The sequence below is a fragment of the Hymenobacter saemangeumensis genome (assembly GCF_039541835.1).
GTDB classification, from domain to species: Bacteria; Bacteroidota; Bacteroidia; order Cytophagales; family Hymenobacteraceae; genus Hymenobacter; species Hymenobacter saemangeumensis.
Genome location: NZ_BAABGZ010000018.1, coordinates 185,147 through 205,744, shown reverse-complemented (window position 1 = coordinate 205,744; position 20,598 = coordinate 185,147). Strand labels below are relative to the sequence as shown.

Genomic DNA, 20,598 nt, shown 5'->3' with positions numbered 1-20,598 from the left:
CACGCTCGCGTAAATCGGTTGAATAGGCCTTCATCCTGCTAAGTTCGCACAATCCTGTACATGCATCGCGAAACCGCTCTAAATGCTTTGGCCAGGGGTTTGGGGGCGGCCTGAGGCCCCAATGAGCCGGCCCGAAGGGCGCCTTATGAGGGAGTAGCGGCCGACCAACGGGAGGCGGCGGAACCCGAGGCAGATGACCGGGCGTCAGCCGGGGCATGGTGGCGGGGGGTTGGGGTGCTCTCCAAACAAACTCGCCGCGAAGCGGGCCTTGTTCCTGGCCTGCGTGGCCTGAACGCAAACTTTACCTGCAGGCGGCGGGCTTTTGGGGCCCGCGGCCAGCGGCTTTATTTGGTGAGCAGACGGGCGGCGCGGGGCCTTTTCGGCCCCGTGCGGCACGGCTGCGGTGTAGGGGCTGGCGTTAGAGGGTGTATCAGTGGACGCGGAGCAGCTCCAGTAGTTGGAAGCGGGGAAAGAGGCCGGCACGGGGCGGTAGTGACCGGAAGCCGGTGAAGTGGCGCGTAGGCGGAGCCGGAGCAGAACGTAGCCGGTCTGCAGGGAGCGGACGCGCCGGGCGGGCCGGTGCGGCGGGTTGCGGTAGTGGGGCCTGGCCGAATGAAGCGAGTGAGCCGCAGCAAGCGTAGTGAGGAGCGACGTGAGGAGCGAGGAACGGAGCGCGGCGTAGGCGAAGGAGCGGCATGAGGCGGGGCCCCGCGCAGGCGAGGCTACGGGAGTTTCGGCAGGAATCAGCAGGCGGGTGGGCAGAGGCCGGCACGGGGTGGGAATGACCAGAGCAACCGGGAGCGAAATGCAGCAGAGCGCAGTGCAGCGCGCAGGCAACGCCGGAGCGCGAAACGGAGCGGCGCGGAATGGAGCGAAGGGCGCGGCGGGAGTGGACACCCTGGGCCGGCCGGGCGGTGGGTGTTGGTAGCGGGGCCTGGCTGACCAGCGGGAAGCGGGGCCCCGCGCAGGGCGACTGCAGCTGTTGCAGCTGCCGTTGCGGTGAGAAATAGGTGAGGGATGGTAGCCAAGCGACCAACGGGAGCTGCCCGCAGGGCCGCAGCGCAGCGGAGTGGCGGACAGCCCGCCCCGGCCCGCAGCATAGCGAAGGAACGGGGGCACCCCCAAATTCAACTACTATAAATAATACAATTAGCAGCAAACGCATAGCACAAGAGATTGTAAAATTTATTTGATATTTTGTAGCTTCGTGCAAACAAATCAACCCTAGCCATTTATCACCATGTTTAGCAGCAGCAAATCCGGGCACATGTTGCACATCATCACCACGTCGCTGCTGGGCCAGGTGGTGAGCAACGGGCTGACGCCCCCTGACCCATCGACCATTGAGAATTACGGGCACCTGATTATTCAGGCGCTGGTGGCCATCGTCACCATCTGGGCGACGGTGCGCAAGGCACTGCAGAAGCCGGAGGCCGTGGTGAGGGTGCCGCTGGAAGCAGTGCCGGGGGATAAAACAGGTCTTAACGGTGGTAAGCGCAATGGCGGCGGTGCTGAGTAGCAGGCTGCTGGAGCGGCAGGCGGCGCGGGCGGTACCAAAGCTGAGCGAGAGGCAGCAGCGGACGCAGGAAGCCCGGTTGGCAGAGGCGGTGCCGAGTCTGGGCGCGGCGTATGCGCATGCGCGGGCCCGGTGGATGGGCGACCCGGTGCTACGGCTGGCGGGGGTGCCCATTATCACGGAATGCTACCGGTCGGCGGAACGGCAGGATGAGCTGTACCGGCAGGGCCGCAGCAAGCCGGGGCCTATTGTGACATATAAGCGCGGCGGGGAGTCGAAGCACAACCGCCTCCCCTGCCCTGCCTTGGACGTGGCTTTTTTGTTGGCGGATGGAAGTATGTCGTGGTCGGGGTTGCTGCTAAGCAAGTTTGCGCGACTGATGAAGGCGGCTGATGCGCGGGTGCGCTGGGGCGGCGACTGGCCGCGGTTTACGGACCGGCCGCACTTTGAGGTGTAAAATGAAACGAGCAGGTCAGGCGGCCTGCTCGTTTTGGTTATGGCATCACGGCCTTTACCCTTCTCCACGCTGTCAAACCTTCTCTATAGCCCCAGTTCCATCAAAAAAATCAGTTATTTTTTTGTTTTTTTACGGTCACTGTAAAACAGGCACATAAGCAGGAGTCGACAGGATTTATAAAGCATGAGCAGTGCTCTCGGTACATGGCATATCGCAACTATTGCGTTGTCTGTGGAATCTTGGTTACACGGCATGGAATTCCGTGACCCAAATTCATCCTTCTACCAATTTACAAGATGGCAAATGCACGTTTGCTAATGAGTGTGCGCATCATGACGCATGAGGAAACCGGCCGGGTACTTGAGCTAAGCCGGCCGGGTAAGGCTCCCTGGTGGGTGGAGCTGCCAGCAGTTCTGGACCAATATGAGAACAAAACCGAGCTGGTTGATTACGTAACAACGCAATTTCTGGTCTCGCGCCCAACGGAGAGCATTCAACTGGGCTGGGAAACCATCTACGCCTTGGTGCACATGGCGCTGGCGGAGGCAGCCTGAGTAGATGGATTGCGAAGGTTAGGACAGCGGTGTTGTGCCCTTGTGATGAAACGGATTCCCCCTACTCTCCTACCCAATCCAGATTCAGGCGTCGTTCGAAACCACGACGGGCATTTCGGCGCTGCTCCTGCAGCTTGCAAACCTGTGGCCAAGTGAGTTTGTGAACAGCAAGTACTGTATCGAATACTTCCGGGATATCCTAACTCAGTGGGTACATCTACAGGAATTGCTGCCTGAACCTACCTGGCTATGAGGAGAAAGTGTTGCTTGCTGCATCAGTAGAAAGAGGCACGTAATTTCACGTCGTAGACCTCTCCTCTACCTTATGTTGCGGGATGGAGAAGCATAGTAACTCTTAGCAAGTGTATGACGTCGGAGCAATTGGAAGGCCTGTTGAGACAAGGCGAAGGCATCAACATCGAATACAAGCAAGCCCGAAACGCACTTCCCAAAGACGTATTCGAGAGCGTGTGCGCCTTCCTGAACCGGCATGGCGGGCACTTGATTCTGGGCGCGGGCAACGACGGCACACCGCTGGGCGTGGATGAGGCGGCGGCCGACCAGCTGCAGCGCGACTTTGTGACGCTGAGCAACAACCCGACGAAGCTGCAGCCGCCATTCCTGCTGGAGCTGACGCCGGTGCGCGTGGGCGCGGCCCTACTGCTGCACGTGTATGTGCCGCAAAGCTCGCAAGTGCACCGCTCGGGTGGGGTGGTGTTTGACCGGGGGCATGAGGGCGACTTCCGAGTGACGGACGAGGGACGTATCAGTCAGTTTTACGCCCGCAAGAGCAGCTACTACTCGGAGGGACGCATCTTCCCCTACCTGCGGCTGGAAGACTTCAAGCCGGGGCTGCTGGACAAGGTTCGTGCGTTGGTGCGCTCGCGGCGTGCCGACCACCCGTGGCTGCTGCTTAGCGACGAGGAGCTATTGAAAAGCGCCGGACTGTACCAGACGGACCCGCTAACCGGTGTCCAGGGCTACACGCAGGCTGCGGCGCTGCTGCTGGGGCGTGACGAAATCATCCTGTCGGTGCTGCCGGCCTACCGGATTGATGCGCTGGTACGTCGGCACGACATGGACCGCTACGACGACCGGCTGGACCTGCGCACCAACCTGGTGGAAGCCTACGAGCAGCTGATGGACTTCGTGGCCAAGCACCTCCCCGACCCTTTCTATTTGGAGGGCACGGTACGGGTGAGCTTGCGGGACAAGATTTTCCGGGAAGTAGTAGCCAATCTGCTGGTGCACCGGGAATACCTGAACGGGCGACCAGCGCGGTTCATTATCTATGCCGACCGGGTGGAGGTGGACAATGCCAACCATCCAGTGGGGCACGGGCCACTGGACCCGCGAGGCTTCCAACCATTTCCAAAGAACCCGACACTGGCCAAATTCTTCGTACAGCTGGGCCGGGTGGAAGAGCTGGGCTCGGGCGTGCGCAACGTAACGCGGTACTTGCAGGCCTATCGGCCGGGCGGGAAAGCGGAGTTTATTGAAGAAGATGTGTTTCGGACGGTGGTGCCGGTACCGGTGAGTGGGGCCGCTGGGGGTATGAGCCCTAATCACATGGACATACAAGCCAGAATTGCGGGGTTACGTCTGATGCCGAAAGCTACGGCCCGGCTACAGGCAATTGTTCAGACACTAGTAGCCAAAGGTCCGTTGACCACTGGTCAGGTCGCGGAGCAGCTGCCGGCGCCGGTGCGCACGGTGAGGCGGGACTTTCAAATGCTCGTAGCAGCTGGCATTATTGAGGCAGCCCCGGGGGTGGGGTTTTATCAAGTGTCATAGCCCGCGGTTTGGCCGCGGTTTGGCCGCGGTTTGGCCGCGGTTTGGCCGCGGTTTGGCCGCGGCAGAAGGAATACTGGACTTCGTGACTGAGCAAGCGGCAACTTGGCCCGACGGCGCTAAACAGAATGCTGTAATTCAGAGCAGTTTCAGGTTGGTGTTTTAAGGCAGAATACAGATGCACTGAATTTCAGCGATGTGAAGCACATATTTCTGGCCGCAGGCTAGCTGTATAGACCCAAGGTGAGCTGGGTCGGGTGACGGGTAAAAATAGCTGGATTCTTTTGCCACTGGACGCAGACAAATTCGTGTGGCGTCAATCCGCGCAGGCGTTTGAGGCGCTTAGCATGGTTGTAGACCAGCATAAAGGCTTATAGGTGCTCGTTGAGTTGGGCCGTGGTCTGGTAGTGGTAGCGCTGCACGGTGGCTTATTTGAGCGTGCGGTTGAAGCGTTCATTCTAGCAGTTGGTCCACGGGTGCGCGGGTTTGGTTCAGCGGTGTTCCACCCCGAAAGCACGACAAATATGGTCGAAACTGTGCCCATCGGGAAACCACTGATGGGGTTGCAAAGTGAATAGGCCCCCTTTGTCGGTCAGCACGGTATGGGCTTTGTAGGGCAGCTTTTCCAGCACCCGCCCCAGAAAGTCCGCCGCAATCATGCACGTAGCGCGAAGATGCAGCCCGCGCCTATCCCCCCTGCGCGAGTTGTTTAACACCTTGCGCTAGTTGGTCCGCACGGGCTGCACCTGGCGCTACCTGTCCCATAATTTGCAGCCTTGGGCCATGTGCTACCGCAATGGGCCCGCTAGCGCGACGCCCGGGCCTTTGAAGCCCTGACCGACGATTCGCGCCAGATGCTCTGCTTGAACGAAGCACGACCCGCCGACCCCAGCCCGGTCATTTTCGATTAGCGCACATTGCATAGAACGCCCGAGAGCGGGCACCGGGCCGGCTACGAAGGGGCCAAACGACGCAAGGGCAGCAAAGTGCACATAGCCGCGACACACTGGGTCACCTGCTGGCAGCCGTCTTCACGCCGGCCAACGAACAGGTCCGTGCGCAGGTAGGTGTACTAGCCGAAGAGGTGCAAGTGGCCTCGTGGCAAAGCGTTACGCTGGCCTAAGCCGACCATGGTTACACCGGCGACTTGCCGGCGCAAGCTGCCGCAGCCAACAGCATCGACTTGCAAGTGGTCAAGCTGGGGCACACCAAGCGCGGCTTCGTGCTGCTGCCCCGCCGCTGGGTCGTCGAGCGCAGCCTGAGCTGGAGCGCCCACTACAAGCGTCTGGCCCGCAAATACGAGCGGTTAGCCGTCAGCCTGCAGTAGCCGCACTACGTGGCCTTTGCCGGGCTCATGCTGGCCAAAGCCACCGGCCTTCATTCACTCTCAGGTGCAGAACACCATCTAGGTGCGTGTTGTAGAGTTGGCCAACCAAAGTGTGGTCGCTTAGACTACCTGCATCAAGCAAAACTTGCTGTGGTGTGCATGCGCCCAAATAACCAAGGAGTAACCCAAGTTGGACGATAAAAAAGCGTATGAACACAAATAAGCGAACAAGATGCTGTTCACCGCATGATTAGCTAGTGCGACCGTTAGGACAGGTTAAAGAATCTTTGCTGAAAGTGGTATAGAATGCAGTTTAAGCGTAGCTTGCGCACCCGCATTGTCTGCCTACTTTTATGTTGCTCGATAACAAGACTAAAGAAGACTCTAACCCGGTTACGGTCTATGAATTCATAAAACATTACCTCTGCAAAGCAGGGACATTCGATATAGTAACAGGTTATTTTTCGGTTGCAGCACTGGCTAAGCTCTACGATGATATAGATACCCACATCACAGGACTGCGGCTGGTAATAGGTGACACAGCGCAAGTTGAGCGCGAAGCAGACAAAATCATTGACCTGCTGACTGACAACCTGGGTATTGAGCAGGCCCTGCGGCTGAATACACTGGTCCCAAAAGCTGTAGCCCTGCTTGACCAGGAGAAAGTGCAAGTAAAAACCTTACGGCCTAACTTCTGCCACGCAAAGGCCTATCTCTACGACTGCCATACCAACGACCCGCAGCACCACTTTTACGTGATGGGGTCTTCGAATCTGACAGAAGCGGGTTTGGGGATTAAGCCGACCAGTAATATTGAGCTGAATACGGCCAGCTTTGGCGGGCAGTCGGACTACAAGGACCTGAAGAAGTGGTTTGGTGAGCTATGGAAGAAGCCCGAGGCCCGTTCTGCCATTAAGCTGGACGACGGAACGGTAAAAGAATTTAAACAACACCTCATCGACCTCATAAACGACCTAAGCCGCAAGTACACCCCACAGGAGGTTTATGAGAAGGTGCTCTATGAACTGTTCAGAGGGGAGATGGAGGCTTTTTCGGAAAGCCCAGAGCTCAGCCGTGATATTAGCCACCTGCGCGAATCAGAGGTTTTCAAGGTGCTCCTCCCCTTTCAAAAGGCTGGCGTGCTAAGCTTAATTCGAATGCTGCAGCAGTACAACGGGGCCATTTTGGCGGACGCAGTAGGCTTAGGCAAAACCTGGCAAGCGCTGGCGGTAATCAAGTTTTTTGAGATGCAGGGGGCAGAGGTGATTGTGCTGTGCCCGAAGAAATTGGAGAACAACTGGCAGCGCTACCTGTACCGGCGCGGCTCTCGTTTCGAGAGCGACCGACTGGATTACGTGGTCCGGTTCCATACCGACCTGCAGGGTGAACGCCTGGAACGCGACAACATTCACTTAGACTACTTCCAGAGCGACCGGCCTAAACTGCTGGTCGTGGATGAAAGCCACAACCTGCGCAACGACAAAAGCAGCCGCTACAAGTTTCTGGTAAAGCAGCTCCTGGAGGCCAACCGCAATATCAAAGTGCTGTTGCTGTCGGCCACGCCCATCAATACAGCCCTGACGGATGTGCGTAACCAGTTTAAGCTGTTAGCGGGGGGGCGGAACGACGGATTTGCAGACTCCTTACGAGTGCCCAATTTGCAGTACGTATTTGCCAAGGCGCAGGAGCAGTTCAAGCTATGGCAAGAGCGGCCGGACCCTGGCAAGCGTGTGAGCGAGTTTGTGAAGGAGCTACCCGAGCACTTCTTTGAATTGACCGATGCCCTCATTGTGGCCCGTACGCGCAAGCAGATTAAGGGTCGTGATAATGGCCTGCACTTCCCCACCAAGGAAAATCCTGTGAATTTGTACGTGGGCCTAGACCGCATAGGGGGGTTGGAAGGCTTCGACACCATCTTCCGGGCGTTTCGGGTGAACATGACGGCCTACCGGCCCTCGGAATACACAGAGCAGAAAACGGCTGGTAGCATCCTAGAGGATGAACGGCAGCGCGACCGGTTCCTGGTACGCATGATGGCCATTCTGCTGGTAAAGCGCTTGGAGTCGTGCTGGTATTCGTTTGGCGTGACAGTGAACCGGATTCTGGCGCACCACGAAAATGCGTTGGCTAAAGTGGTAGCTTTTGAGAAGCAGGAACGCACCGAGGGACGCCTGAACCTGAGCGATGAAGAAGAACAGGTGCTGGCCGAAGCTTTGGATGAGCTGGATGCTGATGACTATGGCGGAGCAGACTTCGCGCTAGGCAAAAAGCGCCCCGTTGCCTTGAACACGCTTACCAACCTGCCAGCCTTTGTGAAACACCTGCGGCTGGACGTGACCAAGCTCAGGGCTCTTTCAGCGCATGTGCAGCAAATGACGAATGCCGTTGCGACGGAAACCGGGTCTACCAGCGTTGACACCAAACTGCAACGGTTGATAGAGGAAGTCAAAGCCAAACGGGCTGCACGCACCAATCAGAAAATCATCATCTTCACGGCTTTCCGAGACACAGCGGAATACCTGTTTGATGAGCTTGGAAAGCGCGGGTTTTCGGGCATGGCCATGGTGAGCGGGCAAGGAAGCAAGACCGATGACGGCTACCAGGGCAAGGATTTTGAGCCGATTTTGGAGCGGTTTGCGCCCTTTACTAAGCTCTATAATGAGCGGGACTGGCGGGCCTTCTACAAAAAGAACGGACTGCCAGATAACCACAAGCCCAGCTATGCAGAATGGGAAAAGCTGATTCGAGCTTATGACTCGAAAGTAACCAAGCAGTTGGACCAGCCATTGGACTTGCTCATCACAACGGACTGCCTGAGCGAAGGCCAGAACCTGCAGGATGGCGACTGTGTGATGAACTACGATATACACTGGAACCCAGTGCGCTTGATTCAGCGACTTGGGCGGGTAGACCGCCTGGGCTCGCGCAATGAATCGGTGGTGGGCTACAACTTCTGGCCCGCTGCTAGCTACGATGAGTACCTGAACCTGCGTAACCGGGTAGAAAACCGCATGGCTCTTCTGTCGCTGGTCGGAGCTGAATTTGAGGAGGAGTTGACACCCGACTTAAAAGCCCGTCTGGAAGGCATGGAAGAAACGCCGCTGGCGACGCAGCAGGCCGAACGGATGATGCGCCAGATGCAAACCACCTGGGATGATATTGAGGAAAGCGGGCAGACCCTGGGATTGGACGACTTCTCGCTGGAACCCTTCCGCCAGGAGCTGTTCGACTTGCTGCGGCGCTCGGAAGACAAATACCGCCGGATGCCCAACGGCATTTATACGGGCTTTAAAGCCCGGCCCGAGTTCCTGCCGGAAGCGGGAAAGCTACCAGCCGGGGTTATTGCGCTGCTGGGGTACCCGCGCCGGCCATCGGGGGCAGGGCCTGACTTCCGCTATGAGGAGCGGCACCTGGCCTACGCGGCGCCGGGCGCGGCTACCCGATTTGTGAACCACAAGGATATTCTGTCGCTGCTGAGCCTGCACCAACGGGAGCCGCGGGTGGTGCCAGAGGCTATTGAGAAAGGGAAAGAAGCCGAACTGCAGCGCCTCGCTAACTTGCTGGATGACTGGCTGGCGCAGCGCGGGGGCCGCCAGGTCCTATCAGCTCTTGATAACTTGTTTACTTTCGGGACGACTGGACAAGGTCTTAGTGCATCTCCAGTCCAAACGGCTGAGCAGAAAATGCTGGAAGACAAGTTTCAAAAAGACCAGTTCGACCTTATCTGCTGGTTCGCCGTCAGCTAATCCGCTACGAATATGCCTGTAAAAAACCGAGTTTCTATTCCTCATATCACTCATTTACGAGTGAAAAACTACCGGGCAATTCATGACCTGGAGTTGAAGGATATTACGCCATTGACTGTATTTCTAGGTCCGAATGGCAGCGGTAAATCGACAGTCTTTGATGTGTTTGCCTTCCTTGCCGAGTGCTTTGATAGCGGCCTACGCAAAGCATGGGATAAGCGCAACCGAATGAAGGAGTTGCGAACACGCGGAGGCAGTGGGCCAATAGAAATTCAAATCAAGTACCACGAGGGTACTGCGAACTCACCGGTTATTACTTACCACCTTTCAATTGACGAGACAGAGCGAGGGCCTATAGTTGCCGAGGAGTGGTTGATGTGGAGGCGGGGGAGCGGAGGCAAACCTTTCAAGTTCCTGGACTTTAAAAAAGGCACCGGCCAAGTCATTAGCGGTGATTCCCCTGACATTGAAGCCGTCAGAATAGATGAAAGCCTAGCTGGCCCTGATATACTGGCCGTAAATACTTTAGGACAACTGAATAAACACCCAAGGGTAGTTGCCTTACGCAAATTCATCACAGGATGGTACTTGTCATATTTATCGGTATCCAATGCGCAACGCACAACGGAATCCGGGCCTCAGGAACGGCTTTCTAGTACTGGTGATAACCTTCCGAATGTAATTCAACATTTGAAAGAGCTGTATCCGGAACGGCTAGAAGAAATAGTGCGGGCCCTTGCGAAACGAGTGCCCCGGCTCGAATCGGTGCAGGCGAAGGCGATGGATGATGGTCGGCTGCTCTTGACCATACGTGATGCTCCTTTTGAAGAACCAATACTCGCCAAATTCGCATCCGATGGCACGCTAAAAATGTTGGCTTACCTCACGCTGCTATATGACCCACAGCCGCCTCAACTCATTGCCATCGAAGAACCGGAAAATCAGCTTCATCCCATGCTGATTCAGGAGTTCGCTGAAGAATGTTTGTTAGCTAGCACCAAATCACAGATTTTAATTTCCACGCACTCGCCTTTTCTGCTTAATGCGATGGCTCCGGAGCAGGTGTGGATATTCTACCGCGATACCCGTGGCTACACCCAAGCAGTTCGAGCCGATAAGCTTGCCGGTGTAAATGAATTTGTACAGTCGCATGCGTTACTGGGTGACTTGTGGATGGAAGGACGCTTTGGTATTGGTGACCCTCGCCAACCCAATAAAATGCCCCGGCTACGTCCGGAGCTTGAGTCAGATATAGGTCGTGAATCCACTCGTAAGTCGCGGTAGATTATGCACGTTGAATTCTTTGTGGAGGAATTTTCTGCTAAGGTGGCGCTCGAGGCTTTTTTGCACCACTTACTTCCGCCACCGCATAGCTTCGCGGTTTTTAACATGAATTCCAAGGAGCAATTATTTATCAAGCTTCCGCAGCGATTGCAGGGTTATGCCACTATGATTAATTCTGGCGGCTATGATGACCTCCGGGTCGTGGTACTAGTCGACAGGGACGACGACGATTGCCGTGATTTAAAGCAACAGCTTGATGCAATTGCAGCTGGCAACAATTTGGTTACTAAAACTGAAGCTGAGCGATTGGCTGGTGCGCCCGCTCCATTTCAGGTATTAAACCGAGTTGTGTGTGAGGAGTTGGAATCCTGGTTTTTTGGTGACCCTGTTGCCATTAAAACAGCCTATGACAACTTGCACGATAATCATTTCCGGCACAAAGACTTGCTCAAGCCAGACGCTATAGCCGGTGGTACGGCGCAAGCCTTACTACGCACCTTTAATAATGCCGGATATTTTAAAGAGTATGCCAATTCCAAGCACAAGTTGGGAAACCGCTGGAAAGCGGATGCCGCCAAAGCTATTGGCGAACATCTGCACCCTGACCGTAATAATTCGCCTAGTTTTCAGGCACTAGTTGACGGCATCCGCTCTCTTATTGCCTAACCACCTTTTTATGCAGCTTTCTTACTTCCTCGATACTACCCTTTCGCTTTTTGAGGCAGGGAAACAGTTTTTTGAAAATGAGCTGGACTTAGGGCTTAATGCTCTGACAGCTCAACCAGTGCCGCCACGCACCTTTCTAAAGGGCTATACAGATAGCACGCCTGCTTTGAGCAAGGTGCGCGATGCCTACTTCCTAGGCAATTTGACTGACCAGGCGTTGCGGGAAAACGTGGCCCGGCGCCGCGGTGAGGCTGACCTGAGCCAGCGAGTGCGGTATGAGGACGTGCGCAACCCCACCGATAGCCAGAAATATGCAGGCTTGCTGGTCTTTGCGCTGGAGCTCACGGCCACGCCTACCCGGACAGAAGTGGCCGAGCTAACCCGGGCCTTCAACCGGGCTAGCTACCATCTGCCGGTGCTGCTGCTGCTGCGCTACCCGGCATTGCTGGCGCCGCATACGGCGCGACTGGCCCTGGCGGCTTCGGAGCGTGGGCCGTATATGCAGACGTGGCGGGCGGGCGAAAAGGTAGGTAAAATCTCCATTCTGTTCGACATCGACCCCGACCCGGAGCAGCTACACGCGGGCCATGAGCGGCTATTGGAAAAGCTGAAGGTGCCCGGCGATATTCAGACCCTGGAGGCGCTGAGCAACTACTGGAATGCAGTGCTTAATGTGCAACTGCTGAACAAAGACTTTTACCGTGAGCTGAGCAACTGGTATTTCTGGGCAATACGGCAGGTGAAAACGCCGGCTTACGATGGTGACCAAGGCGACGATGTGCGCAACGCCACGGCCATGATTCGCCTGATTACCCGGCTCATCTTCACCTGGTTCTTGAAAGAAAAGCACCTGGTACCGGATGGCTTGTTTGAGCAGGACTACGTGTATGGCAAGCTGCTGAAACCGGCGACGGAAGACCCACATGGCAGCACATACTACAAAGCGGTATTGCAAAACCTGTTTTTTGCGACTCTGAATACCGAGATGCGCGACCAAGACGGCCAACTGAACCGGGTGTTCCGGCCTGAGAAACGCAACGACCGCAACCAGAACGCGGCCTATGGGGAGGCGGGCTTCCTGCGTTACGAGTCATTGTTCACGACCAAAGGCCGAGCGTTGGCGCTGGAGCTGTTTAATCAGATTCCGTTTTTGAACGGTGGCTTGTTTGAATGCCTCGACCCAACCCCAAAAGCTAAAGAAATGCGGCAGCTGATAGACTGCTTTTCGGATGCCAACCAGGACAAAATGAGCATCCCGGACGAGCTATTTTTTGGGTCGGAGCGGGTGATGAACCTAGCGGGTGAGTACGGCGACATGGCCCGCAAGCGGGAGAAGGTGCGCGGCCTGCTGCGCATTCTGAAAGGATACACTTTCACCATTACTGAGAATACGCCGCTGGAAGAAGAAGTGGCTCTGGACCCGGAACTGCTGGGCAAAGTGTTTGAAAACTTGCTGGCTGCCTACAACCCCGAAACCCAAACCACCGCTCGCAAACAAACCGGCTCGTTCTACACGCCCCGTGAGGTGGTAGAATACATGGTGGACGAAAGCCTGCTGGCCTACCTGCGGCCGCACCTGCCCTCAGCCGACCCGGACGGGGCTGAAAAGGGCCTGCGCGACCTGCTGGCCCTGCCCGAATCGAAAAACCCGTTTGACGATGCCACTACTACCGGGCTGATTGAGGCGCTAGACCAGATGAAACTCCTCGACCCGGCTTGCGGCTCGGGGGCCTTCCCGATGGGGGCTTTGCAGCGCCTCACGCATTTGCTGGCCCGGCTCGACCCTGATAATGAGAAATGGCAGCGGCGGCAGATTGAGCGGGCCACTACCACGGCCCGCGCCGACCTGGACCGGGTGCATGCGCTGGAGGATGCCAAAATCAGAAAGGATGCGGAAGACGCGGCGAAACGCCGGATTAAAGAAATTGAGGAAACCTTCAACCTGAACCACTTTGAGCGGGACTATGCCCGCAAGCTCTACCTGATTGAGAACTGCCTGTACGGCGTGGACTTACAGCCTATTGCGGTGCAGATTACCAAGCTGCGCTGCTTCATTGCGTTGCTGGTGGAGCAGAAGAATACTTCGGCGCAAACGCTTCGCCCCGGCGACAACCTCGGCATCCGGCCCCTGCCCAACCTAGAAACCAAGTTTGTGGCGGCCAATACGCTGTTGCGCCTGGAAGCGTCGGGTGGGCAGCAGTCGGCGGCTACCGAACGCACCCTGGTCTTACAAGCCGAGCTGCGACAGGTACGGCACGACTACTTTACGGTGCGCGGCCGCAAGCAGAAAATAGCCTTGAAAGCTCGAGATGGCGCCATTCGCGAAAGCTTGAGCCGGGAGCTGCAAGGTAGCCTGAACGGCCCTGATGCCCAACGCCTGGCTACGTGGGACCCTTACGACCTACGCGCCGGGGCCGACTTTTTCAGCCCGGCCTGGATGCTGGGCGTGGACAATGGGTTTGACGTGGTGATTGGCAACCCGCCCTACGTGCGGCAAGAGAAGTTTACGGGGATGAAGGCGGCTTTGCAAAAGCACTATCCCGACACCTACACTGGTACGGCCGACCTGTATGTATACTTCTACGACCGCGCCTTGCAAGCGCTGCGGCCGGGGGGAGTTCTGTGCTTTATTACGTCCAACAAATTTTACCGTGCGGGCTACGGCAACAAGTTGCGGGCATTGTTGACCAAATCCACTACGTTGCTAAGCCTGATTGACTTTGGCGACGCGCCGGTGTTTGATGCCATTGCCTACCCAACTATTTTGCTCACGCAAAAAGCAAAGCCCGTGGCCAACCATACTGTTAAAACGCTTGTGTGGGAGCCGGGCCCTGCCGTTGAGCAATTTCCGGCCCTATTTGCTGAAAAATCATTCTATCTACCCCAGCAGACGCTGACAGCTGACGGCTGGCAATTTGAAGAAGCTACGACCCGCAATCTGCTAACGAAGATGCGCAATGCTGGGAAGCTTTTAGGGGACTATGTTAACGGCCGGTATTATCGTGGCATTCTTACAGGTCTTAACGAAGCTTTCGTACTAGACAACGAGGCTCGTCGCGATTTGATTAAGTCAGACAAACGCTCTTCTGAGTTAATAAAGCCCTACTTAAGAGGACGTGATGTGAAGCGGTGGCGGGTGAATGACACAGGCTTATGGTTAATAACTATTCCAAGTAGTGAAAATGCAAAACACACTTGGTCAGGTAAAACCATAGAAATAGCTGAGCAGGTTTTTGCGAAAGAATACCCAGCCATAGCAACACATCTAAAAGCGTTTCGCCATCAATTGATGGCTCGCTCTGACCAGGGCAATTACTATTGGGAATTGCGTTCTTGTGGTTATTGGAATGCATTTGAACAGCATAAAATCATTATTCCAGCAATCACAAAAGGGGCATCTTACGCACTGGATTCAACTGGTTTTATATCGAATGATAAAACCAGTATTTGCGTAGCGGACAACCCGATGTACTTGTTGGGATTACTGAATTCACGCTTGCTGGAATGGCAGATAGAACAGACGGCTGCCACCAAACAAGGTGGTTTTCTGGAGTTCAAACCCATGTATGTAACACAGCTACCAATTGCGCAAGCGCCTAAGAAGCAAGAGCAGGAAATTGAGAAGCTGGTAGCAACTATTCTCGCGGCCAAAGCGGCCAACTCTGATGCTAACACAGTGCGAATGGAGCAGCAAATCGATGAAATAGTATTCGAATTGTACGGGCTGACGGAGGAGGAAAAGAACCTGGTTTCAGGCAAATAGCCATGGCAAAGAAAACCAAAGCATTGCCAGCTCCATTGTGGGCCACCGTGTTGCCTGATGATGCGCTGCGATTGACTCGTATTGTAGTACCGTACGTGCGTTGGTTTCGGCCTTCGTTGATACGCTGGCTGGTGCGCGACAATATGGAGCATTACGATGCCTGGTGTGCTGTCCTTAAAAAGGCTGACGTTGACAGAGAATTTTATCTCTGGCACGGCACAGCTTGTGCTTATCCGGGTATCCGACGCAAGGTGGGCAAGAACGATGAATCGGGCGCAACAGGCAAGCAGAACTTGAGCCTAGATAAAAGCGGCAATCAAATGGGGCATAGGCCTTGGGAATTGCTCCATCATACTGGTGCCGATTTTCGTCGGATGCGTCAAGGGTATGAGCTTGTCCATCTATTTCCGCACAAAGCAGATGAGTGGAAAAAGCTGTTACCATTGCTTCCCGATGAAATTCAAGAAGCAATACCGGCTGAATGGCACACCCGCTTAAAAGTACATGGTCTGCCAGGCTTGTTCAGCAATCCGGCTAACACTTGCTTTTTGCCAAGCGCCCTCGTGCGCCCGACGGATGGACAGAGTTTATTGCGGCAAGTGCTTTGGAAACAAGCCATGCGCCTATACGGTAGCACCACCTTGCTTCCTTGTCTCGTAGCGAAGGCCTTTAAACAATGGTTGCGAGGCCAGCATGACCCAACTGGTTTAGTGTGGAATTGTAATTTCCACGGTGACCCTGAGCAATTCGTTAAACTGCAAAACGACCGGGTCAAGAAACTCACTGTTTATCAACAGTCCTAGTTAATTCCCACTACGCAAGCCATGCCCGCCAAACATACCCATTCCCTCCACTACCACAACGGCCACTTCTACAACCCCGAAACCCGGGAGCGGCTGGTGCTGCGCGACGGGGCTGAAATCCAACTGACGGCCCCACCGGCTGCTTTCCTGCCCTTCGAGCCCGCCGGCGATGCCTATGACCCACGGCGGGTGCGCACCGAGGAAACCATGCGGGAGCAGCTCACGCAGGACCCCAAGGTCAAGAAGTTCTATCAGTTGCTGCCAGCAGGTGCTCGGCTGCGCTTTGCGCTGCATCCGCCCAAGCCCCCGGTGCCGGGGGCGAAAGTAGCCGAATACGTTTTTCAGGTGCTGCTCGATGAGCCGCTGTTTGTGTACCTAAGCGCTAACGCAGGAAAAGAAAACGACACTGCCAAGTTGGTAGACAGTGCTTGCCGGGTTATCCATGCCGAACGCACCAATCAATTCTTTGACCATGCCCCTGACCGGTTGCGCTACTTCGAGCCGGTGTTTGCCCTTTCGCTCAATAGCCTCATCAAAAATACTTACGTGCACTATTTCCAGAATGCGGGAGCCCCGGGCCGAAGTGCCTTTGAGGTGATGATGGTGGACGACACCCAGGAAACGCTGAAAGAGCTGCGCAAGCGCATATTGCCACCACCCCGCAAACCCACTGCCTGATGCCCGCGCCTCCTTTTTTCCAAGCCGCTGACTTGCTGGCCTATCAGCACCGTCTGCAAACCAACCCGCACTACGACAGCGCCAACCCCGCCGACCAGCGCTATGCCGCGCAGCTAAAGCAGGGCATCTTTGAAAAAACCGCCTACTGGGGGCAGCAGGTAGCCCGCCGGCTGCCGCGGGGCCGCTACGAATACCTGATGCGCCAGACCTGGACGCAGGGTACTCACTTCCGTAAGTACTCCTGGGGCCGCTTCCTGCCGCTGGGTGCCCCTGATAAGGCCTTTTACTTTACCCTGGGCGTCGACTTGGGCCAGACGGAAGATGCCCAACGGCTGAGCGCTGCGGGATTAGTGCCGGCAGGTCCAGCCCTGATTTTGAAGCTGGATGGCCATTTTGCGAAAGACAGCTCACTTACCCCCGCGCAGTACGCGGCTGGTGAAGCGCTTCGGCAAACCTTGCCTCTGGATGCCCGCTGGCGGCGTATTGGTCCGGGCGATTTGTCAGACTACAGCTGGCCCCGACTGCTGACCGAGACCGTTGCCTTTATCGAACAGTACGGCGACGACCTTACGCGCTTACTGGCCGCCACGCGCCAGCCCTAGCATACCAGCACTTGGGCAAGTGCGATACTGCATGATTGTTCTTTTCTTCTTCCTGTTTCACCACTGCCTTTTTTCGCATGATACCTAGTAAGCTGACAGTTGCCCAGATTTTTGAGCAGGAGCGCCGTCTTGTCGTACCGCTCTTCCAGCGCAAGTATGTGTGGGACAAAACCAAGCAGTGGCAACCGCTGTGGGAAGACATTAAGCAACTGGCGGAGGAAGAGCTGGCACGGGCCACCGGCGGCGCGGCCCGTGGCCGCAAGAAGATGCCTAACCACTTTATTGGGGCGGTAGTGCTGGCCCATTTGGACACGTGGGGCCGGGCAGTACCAGCACGAAGCGTAATTGATGGGCAGCAGCGCATGACCACGCTGCAACTGGTACTGACGGCCCTGCGCGATGCCGCCGCTGCACAGCAAGTACAGGGAGTGGAACGCACTTTTGAGCGGCTTACGCGCAATAACTACCGCACCGACCTGGCCTATGAGCAGTTTAAAGTATGGCCCACCACCGGCGACCAGGAAGTATTTGAGCGGGTGATGCTGGCGGGCTCGGCTACCGAAGTAAATAGCTTATTTCCGCTGACGAGGGGCTACCGCAAACGCAAGTTTGACCCCCGGCCCCGACTGGTGGAAGCTTACCTTTACTTTGAGGAGGAGTTTACGGATTACCTGCTGGCCGATGACCCCAGCCAGGATGAGCCCACGGAGCCCAGCGACGAGCTGGTGGCCATGCGCGTAGATGCCTTACTGGAAAGCATTACCAAACGCCTGGAAGTTGTGATGGTAGAGCTGGAAGCCGACGATGACCCCCAGGTCATTTTTGAGTCGCTGAATGGGCGGGGCGAGCCGCTACTCCCCTCTGACCTGATTCGCAACTATGTATTTCTGGAAGCCAGCAAGCAGCAACGCGACTTACCTACCCTGCATAAGAAGTACTGGGCCGAATTCGACGACTCTGGCAAGGCCGGCAAATTCTGGCAGGAAGAAACCCGCCAGGGACGCCTTAAGCGTCCGAGGCTGGACCTGTTCTTCTTCCATTTTCTGACGCTGCAGCGGCAAGAGCAGCTACCCATAACACAGTTATATACTGAATTCCGGAGCTGGTGGCTGGATGCTGCCAGCGACAATGCCGAGACGGAGCTGGCCAGCCTTCGCCACTATGGCGACGTGTACCGGGGATTTTTTGAAGGAACAGCAATGCCCCGGCTAGACTTGCTGGTGCATCGCCTGCAAGTGATGGACACGAGCGTGTTTTACCCGGTACTGCTGGGCCTGTTGACGCGCTGGCAGCCGAAGACCCCGGCCCAGGAGCTGAACGGCATTTTTACCGACCTGGAATCTTACCTGGTACGACGCATGGTGTGCATGCTCACGCCGAAAAACTATAACCGCATTGTACTGGACCTATTGCAGGTACTGGAGGCCGCCCATACTATTACACGGGCTACCGTAAATGCATTTTTAGGCGGTCTGACCGGAGAAACCGGACGCTGGCCTGACGATGCGGAATTCAAAGATGCTTGCCAGACCAACCCGCTGTACCAGTACCTGAATAATCCGCGCCTTCAGATGTTGCTGCACGCGCTAGACCTGCAGCTGGAAACTAGCCGACAGGAACGTTTGCACCTGGAAACTACACTCTCGATTGAACACATCTTCCCACAGCACCCTGCTGCCGGTAAATGGGACCAAGTGACCGATGAAGAATCAGAAGTAGTGTTGCATCAGCTTGGCAACCTGACCCTGCTAACCAAACCATTAAACTCATCGGTTAGCAATGGCCCCTTCTCAAAAAAACGTGGGCAGATTGCCAAGCAGAGCAAGCTGCGTCTGAATGCTTACTTCCAGGAATTTGCTGATGACTACCTATGGGGAGCTAAAGACATCAAGAAACGTGGAAAAGAGCTTGCACAAGTAGCGGTCAAAGTGTGGCCAAGAGGGTAGCCTAATAGGGGAAGCAGGAGAGTTAATGGATGGGTTAGAGTACGGTTTTATGCTCTAACACCATCCATTCTGCTTGTTTCAACGTGTTTTGCCTGACACCATCTTTGAGTACCTGCACAGTTTAGCGCCGGGTGCGGCTCGTGGCGCGGGCGGGTACCTTACTGGGTATTTTGGTAGGCGTCTGGGCTACTTCTTCCTCTACCACTGCCACCACCTCAATGGCGTAGTGAATGCCATAGAGATTATCAGGGTTATGAAGGCCAAGGTAAACCTGCTGGTTTGCCATGGACTGCACGGGAACCACGGCGGCGGTGAGGCTGGTGCGGGTACCCTCACGCAGGTAAGAAAATTCCTGCTTTTGCTGAAACAGGTCGGACTGGGAAGCATCCTGTAACAGGTACACGTCGCAGATGTGCCCGCCCGGAGGGGTAGTCAGCATGTTCATTGCCAAGGCAAGGCTGCCGGACTCATCAATGAGCCGTGTGAGCTCCGCAGCCAGTTTGAACTTGGCGCGAGCGGCCTGCATCTGTGCCAAGTCGCGGAAGGCAGTGAATTCGTAGTACCAGGAGACGGTGTTAGGTGGAAGGTGCACCGGAATGACAGTTCGGCTTTTACCCGATTTGAAATAACTGACCAAGTAGCCCTGCTGAGGTTGCAGTAGTTTCACTGTGCGGTATTTCTTAACGGTAAGCTGTTCAGCACCATTTACATCCCACCGCCGGACGCTGCCGGTGAGCCGGCCGTTTTGGTAAACTGCTTCTTCTCGCTTGCGGCCGGATTCATCGTAGGTGATACACGTGCCGTGCATGATGGCCGGGTGCTCGGCGAGCAGCTTTCCATCCCATTGCAGCTTGTTGGCGGGGTAGTAATAGTCGCGCACCATACCCGCGGGAACACCTTGCTGGTAACTAATACGACGCAAGTAGGTGGCATGCTCTGGTTTGGCTACTTCTTCCTTGTCGCGGTCGAGGTACACAAGCCAATCGCCGATGCGCTTGCCCTGCTGGGTGCAGTTGACGGCGGGAAGGTGCATCCGGAAGCGTTGCTGGCCGGCAGGCAAGTCCACTTTCACGAAGCCGGCTTTCTGCACTCCCTGATTTAATGTGATGGGCGCATCAGTACCAGCGTTGGCCACGGAGAAAGCATCCGTAGGGTGGATAAACATGGGGTAGTTGCCGGTGTGCTGTTGGTCGCACCCGTCGATGCGGGCGAAATAGTAAAAGCAATTGCCGGCAATACCGTTGGGCAACATTGTCGCGGAGTCGTGCGGGACAATGGTAAGCCACCCTTTGGTGTTCCAGCCCTTGAACAGGCCCTTTTCGACGTAGAAGCCAATTGCCATCGACACCGTGCGGTCGGATGAGTTGATAATAGTAAGCTGGGCCCAACTGCGGTTTGTGAAAAGCAGGGCAAGCAGAACAAGCAAGAGTAGGCGTTGCTTCATGGGAACGGTAGAAAATAATTA

At 55.8% G+C, this 20,598-nt stretch carries 13 protein-coding genes and 1 pseudogene; 13 read left to right on the top strand and 1 reads right to left on the bottom strand.

What is annotated here, in order from left to right; genetic code table 11:
• The first annotated feature begins 1,267 nt into the window (after positions 1-1,267).
• The 13 genes and pseudogenes from ABD919_RS09895 (at position 1,268) to ABD919_RS09835 (ending at position 19,133) form a co-directional block, all read left to right on the top strand.
• Positions 1,268-1,519: a hypothetical protein gene (locus ABD919_RS09895; RefSeq protein WP_345235836.1), complete on the top strand. Its 252-nt coding sequence runs from the start codon at positions 1,268-1,270 to the stop codon at positions 1,517-1,519.
• Positions 1,500-1,973, top strand: coding sequence for a M15 family metallopeptidase (locus ABD919_RS09890; protein WP_345235835.1), 474 nt, complete (start codon positions 1,500-1,502; stop codon positions 1,971-1,973). The genes ABD919_RS09895 and ABD919_RS09890 overlap by 20 nt, the downstream gene beginning before the upstream one ends.
• A gap of 296 nt (positions 1,974-2,269) precedes the next feature.
• Positions 2,270-2,527: a hypothetical protein gene (locus ABD919_RS09885; protein WP_345235834.1), complete on the top strand. Its 258-nt coding sequence runs from the start codon at positions 2,270-2,272 to the stop codon at positions 2,525-2,527.
• 366 nt (positions 2,528-2,893) lie between these two features.
• Positions 2,894-4,321 carry an RNA-binding domain-containing protein gene (locus ABD919_RS09880; protein ID WP_345235833.1) on the top strand — a complete coding sequence of 476 codons (1,428 nt, stop codon included), beginning with the start codon at positions 2,894-2,896 and terminating at the stop codon, positions 4,319-4,321.
• A 1,132-nt stretch (positions 4,322-5,453) separates the two neighbouring features.
• Positions 5,454-5,645, top strand: a pseudogene (locus ABD919_RS09875) (IS5/IS1182 family transposase); the annotation flags it as partial.
• A gap of 353 nt (positions 5,646-5,998) precedes the next feature.
• Positions 5,999-9,391 carry an SNF2-related protein gene (locus ABD919_RS09870; protein WP_345235831.1) on the top strand — a complete coding sequence of 1,131 codons (3,393 nt, stop codon included), beginning with the start codon at positions 5,999-6,001 and terminating at the stop codon, positions 9,389-9,391.
• A gap of 12 nt (positions 9,392-9,403) precedes the next feature.
• Positions 9,404-10,675: an AAA family ATPase gene (locus ABD919_RS09865; protein ID WP_345235830.1), complete on the top strand. Its 1,272-nt coding sequence runs from the start codon at positions 9,404-9,406 to the stop codon at positions 10,673-10,675.
• Positions 10,676-10,678: 3 nt separating this feature from the next.
• The gene (locus ABD919_RS09860; RefSeq protein ID WP_345235829.1) at positions 10,679-11,341 is read left to right on the top strand and encodes a DUF4276 family protein; all 663 of its coding nucleotides are present in this window, start codon (positions 10,679-10,681) and stop codon (positions 11,339-11,341) included.
• A 10-nt stretch (positions 11,342-11,351) separates the two neighbouring features.
• The gene (locus ABD919_RS09855; RefSeq protein WP_345235828.1) at positions 11,352-15,104 is read left to right on the top strand and encodes an Eco57I restriction-modification methylase domain-containing protein; all 3,753 of its coding nucleotides are present in this window, start codon (positions 11,352-11,354) and stop codon (positions 15,102-15,104) included.
• A gap of 2 nt (positions 15,105-15,106) precedes the next feature.
• Positions 15,107-15,907, top strand: coding sequence for a hypothetical protein (locus ABD919_RS09850; protein ID WP_345235827.1), 801 nt, complete (start codon positions 15,107-15,109; stop codon positions 15,905-15,907).
• A gap of 21 nt (positions 15,908-15,928) precedes the next feature.
• Positions 15,929-16,585: a hypothetical protein gene (locus ABD919_RS09845; RefSeq protein WP_345235826.1), complete on the top strand. Its 657-nt coding sequence runs from the start codon at positions 15,929-15,931 to the stop codon at positions 16,583-16,585.
• Positions 16,585-17,187 (top strand): hypothetical protein, encoded by a 603-nt coding sequence (locus ABD919_RS09840; RefSeq protein ID WP_345235825.1) that lies wholly within the window; start codon positions 16,585-16,587, stop codon positions 17,185-17,187. The genes ABD919_RS09845 and ABD919_RS09840 overlap by 1 nt, the downstream gene beginning before the upstream one ends.
• Before the next feature lie 77 nt (positions 17,188-17,264).
• Positions 17,265-19,133 (top strand): DUF262 domain-containing protein, encoded by a 1,869-nt coding sequence (locus ABD919_RS09835; protein WP_345235824.1) that lies wholly within the window; start codon positions 17,265-17,267, stop codon positions 19,131-19,133.
• Between the two features lie 121 nt (positions 19,134-19,254).
• Here ABD919_RS09835 and ABD919_RS09830 read toward each other — a convergent pair whose 3' ends face one another.
• On the bottom strand, positions 19,255-20,577 hold the full coding sequence (locus ABD919_RS09830) for a DUF1036 domain-containing protein (RefSeq protein ID WP_345235823.1): 1,323 nt from the start codon (positions 20,575-20,577) through the stop codon (positions 19,255-19,257).
• Positions 20,578-20,598: the final 21 nt, after the last annotated feature.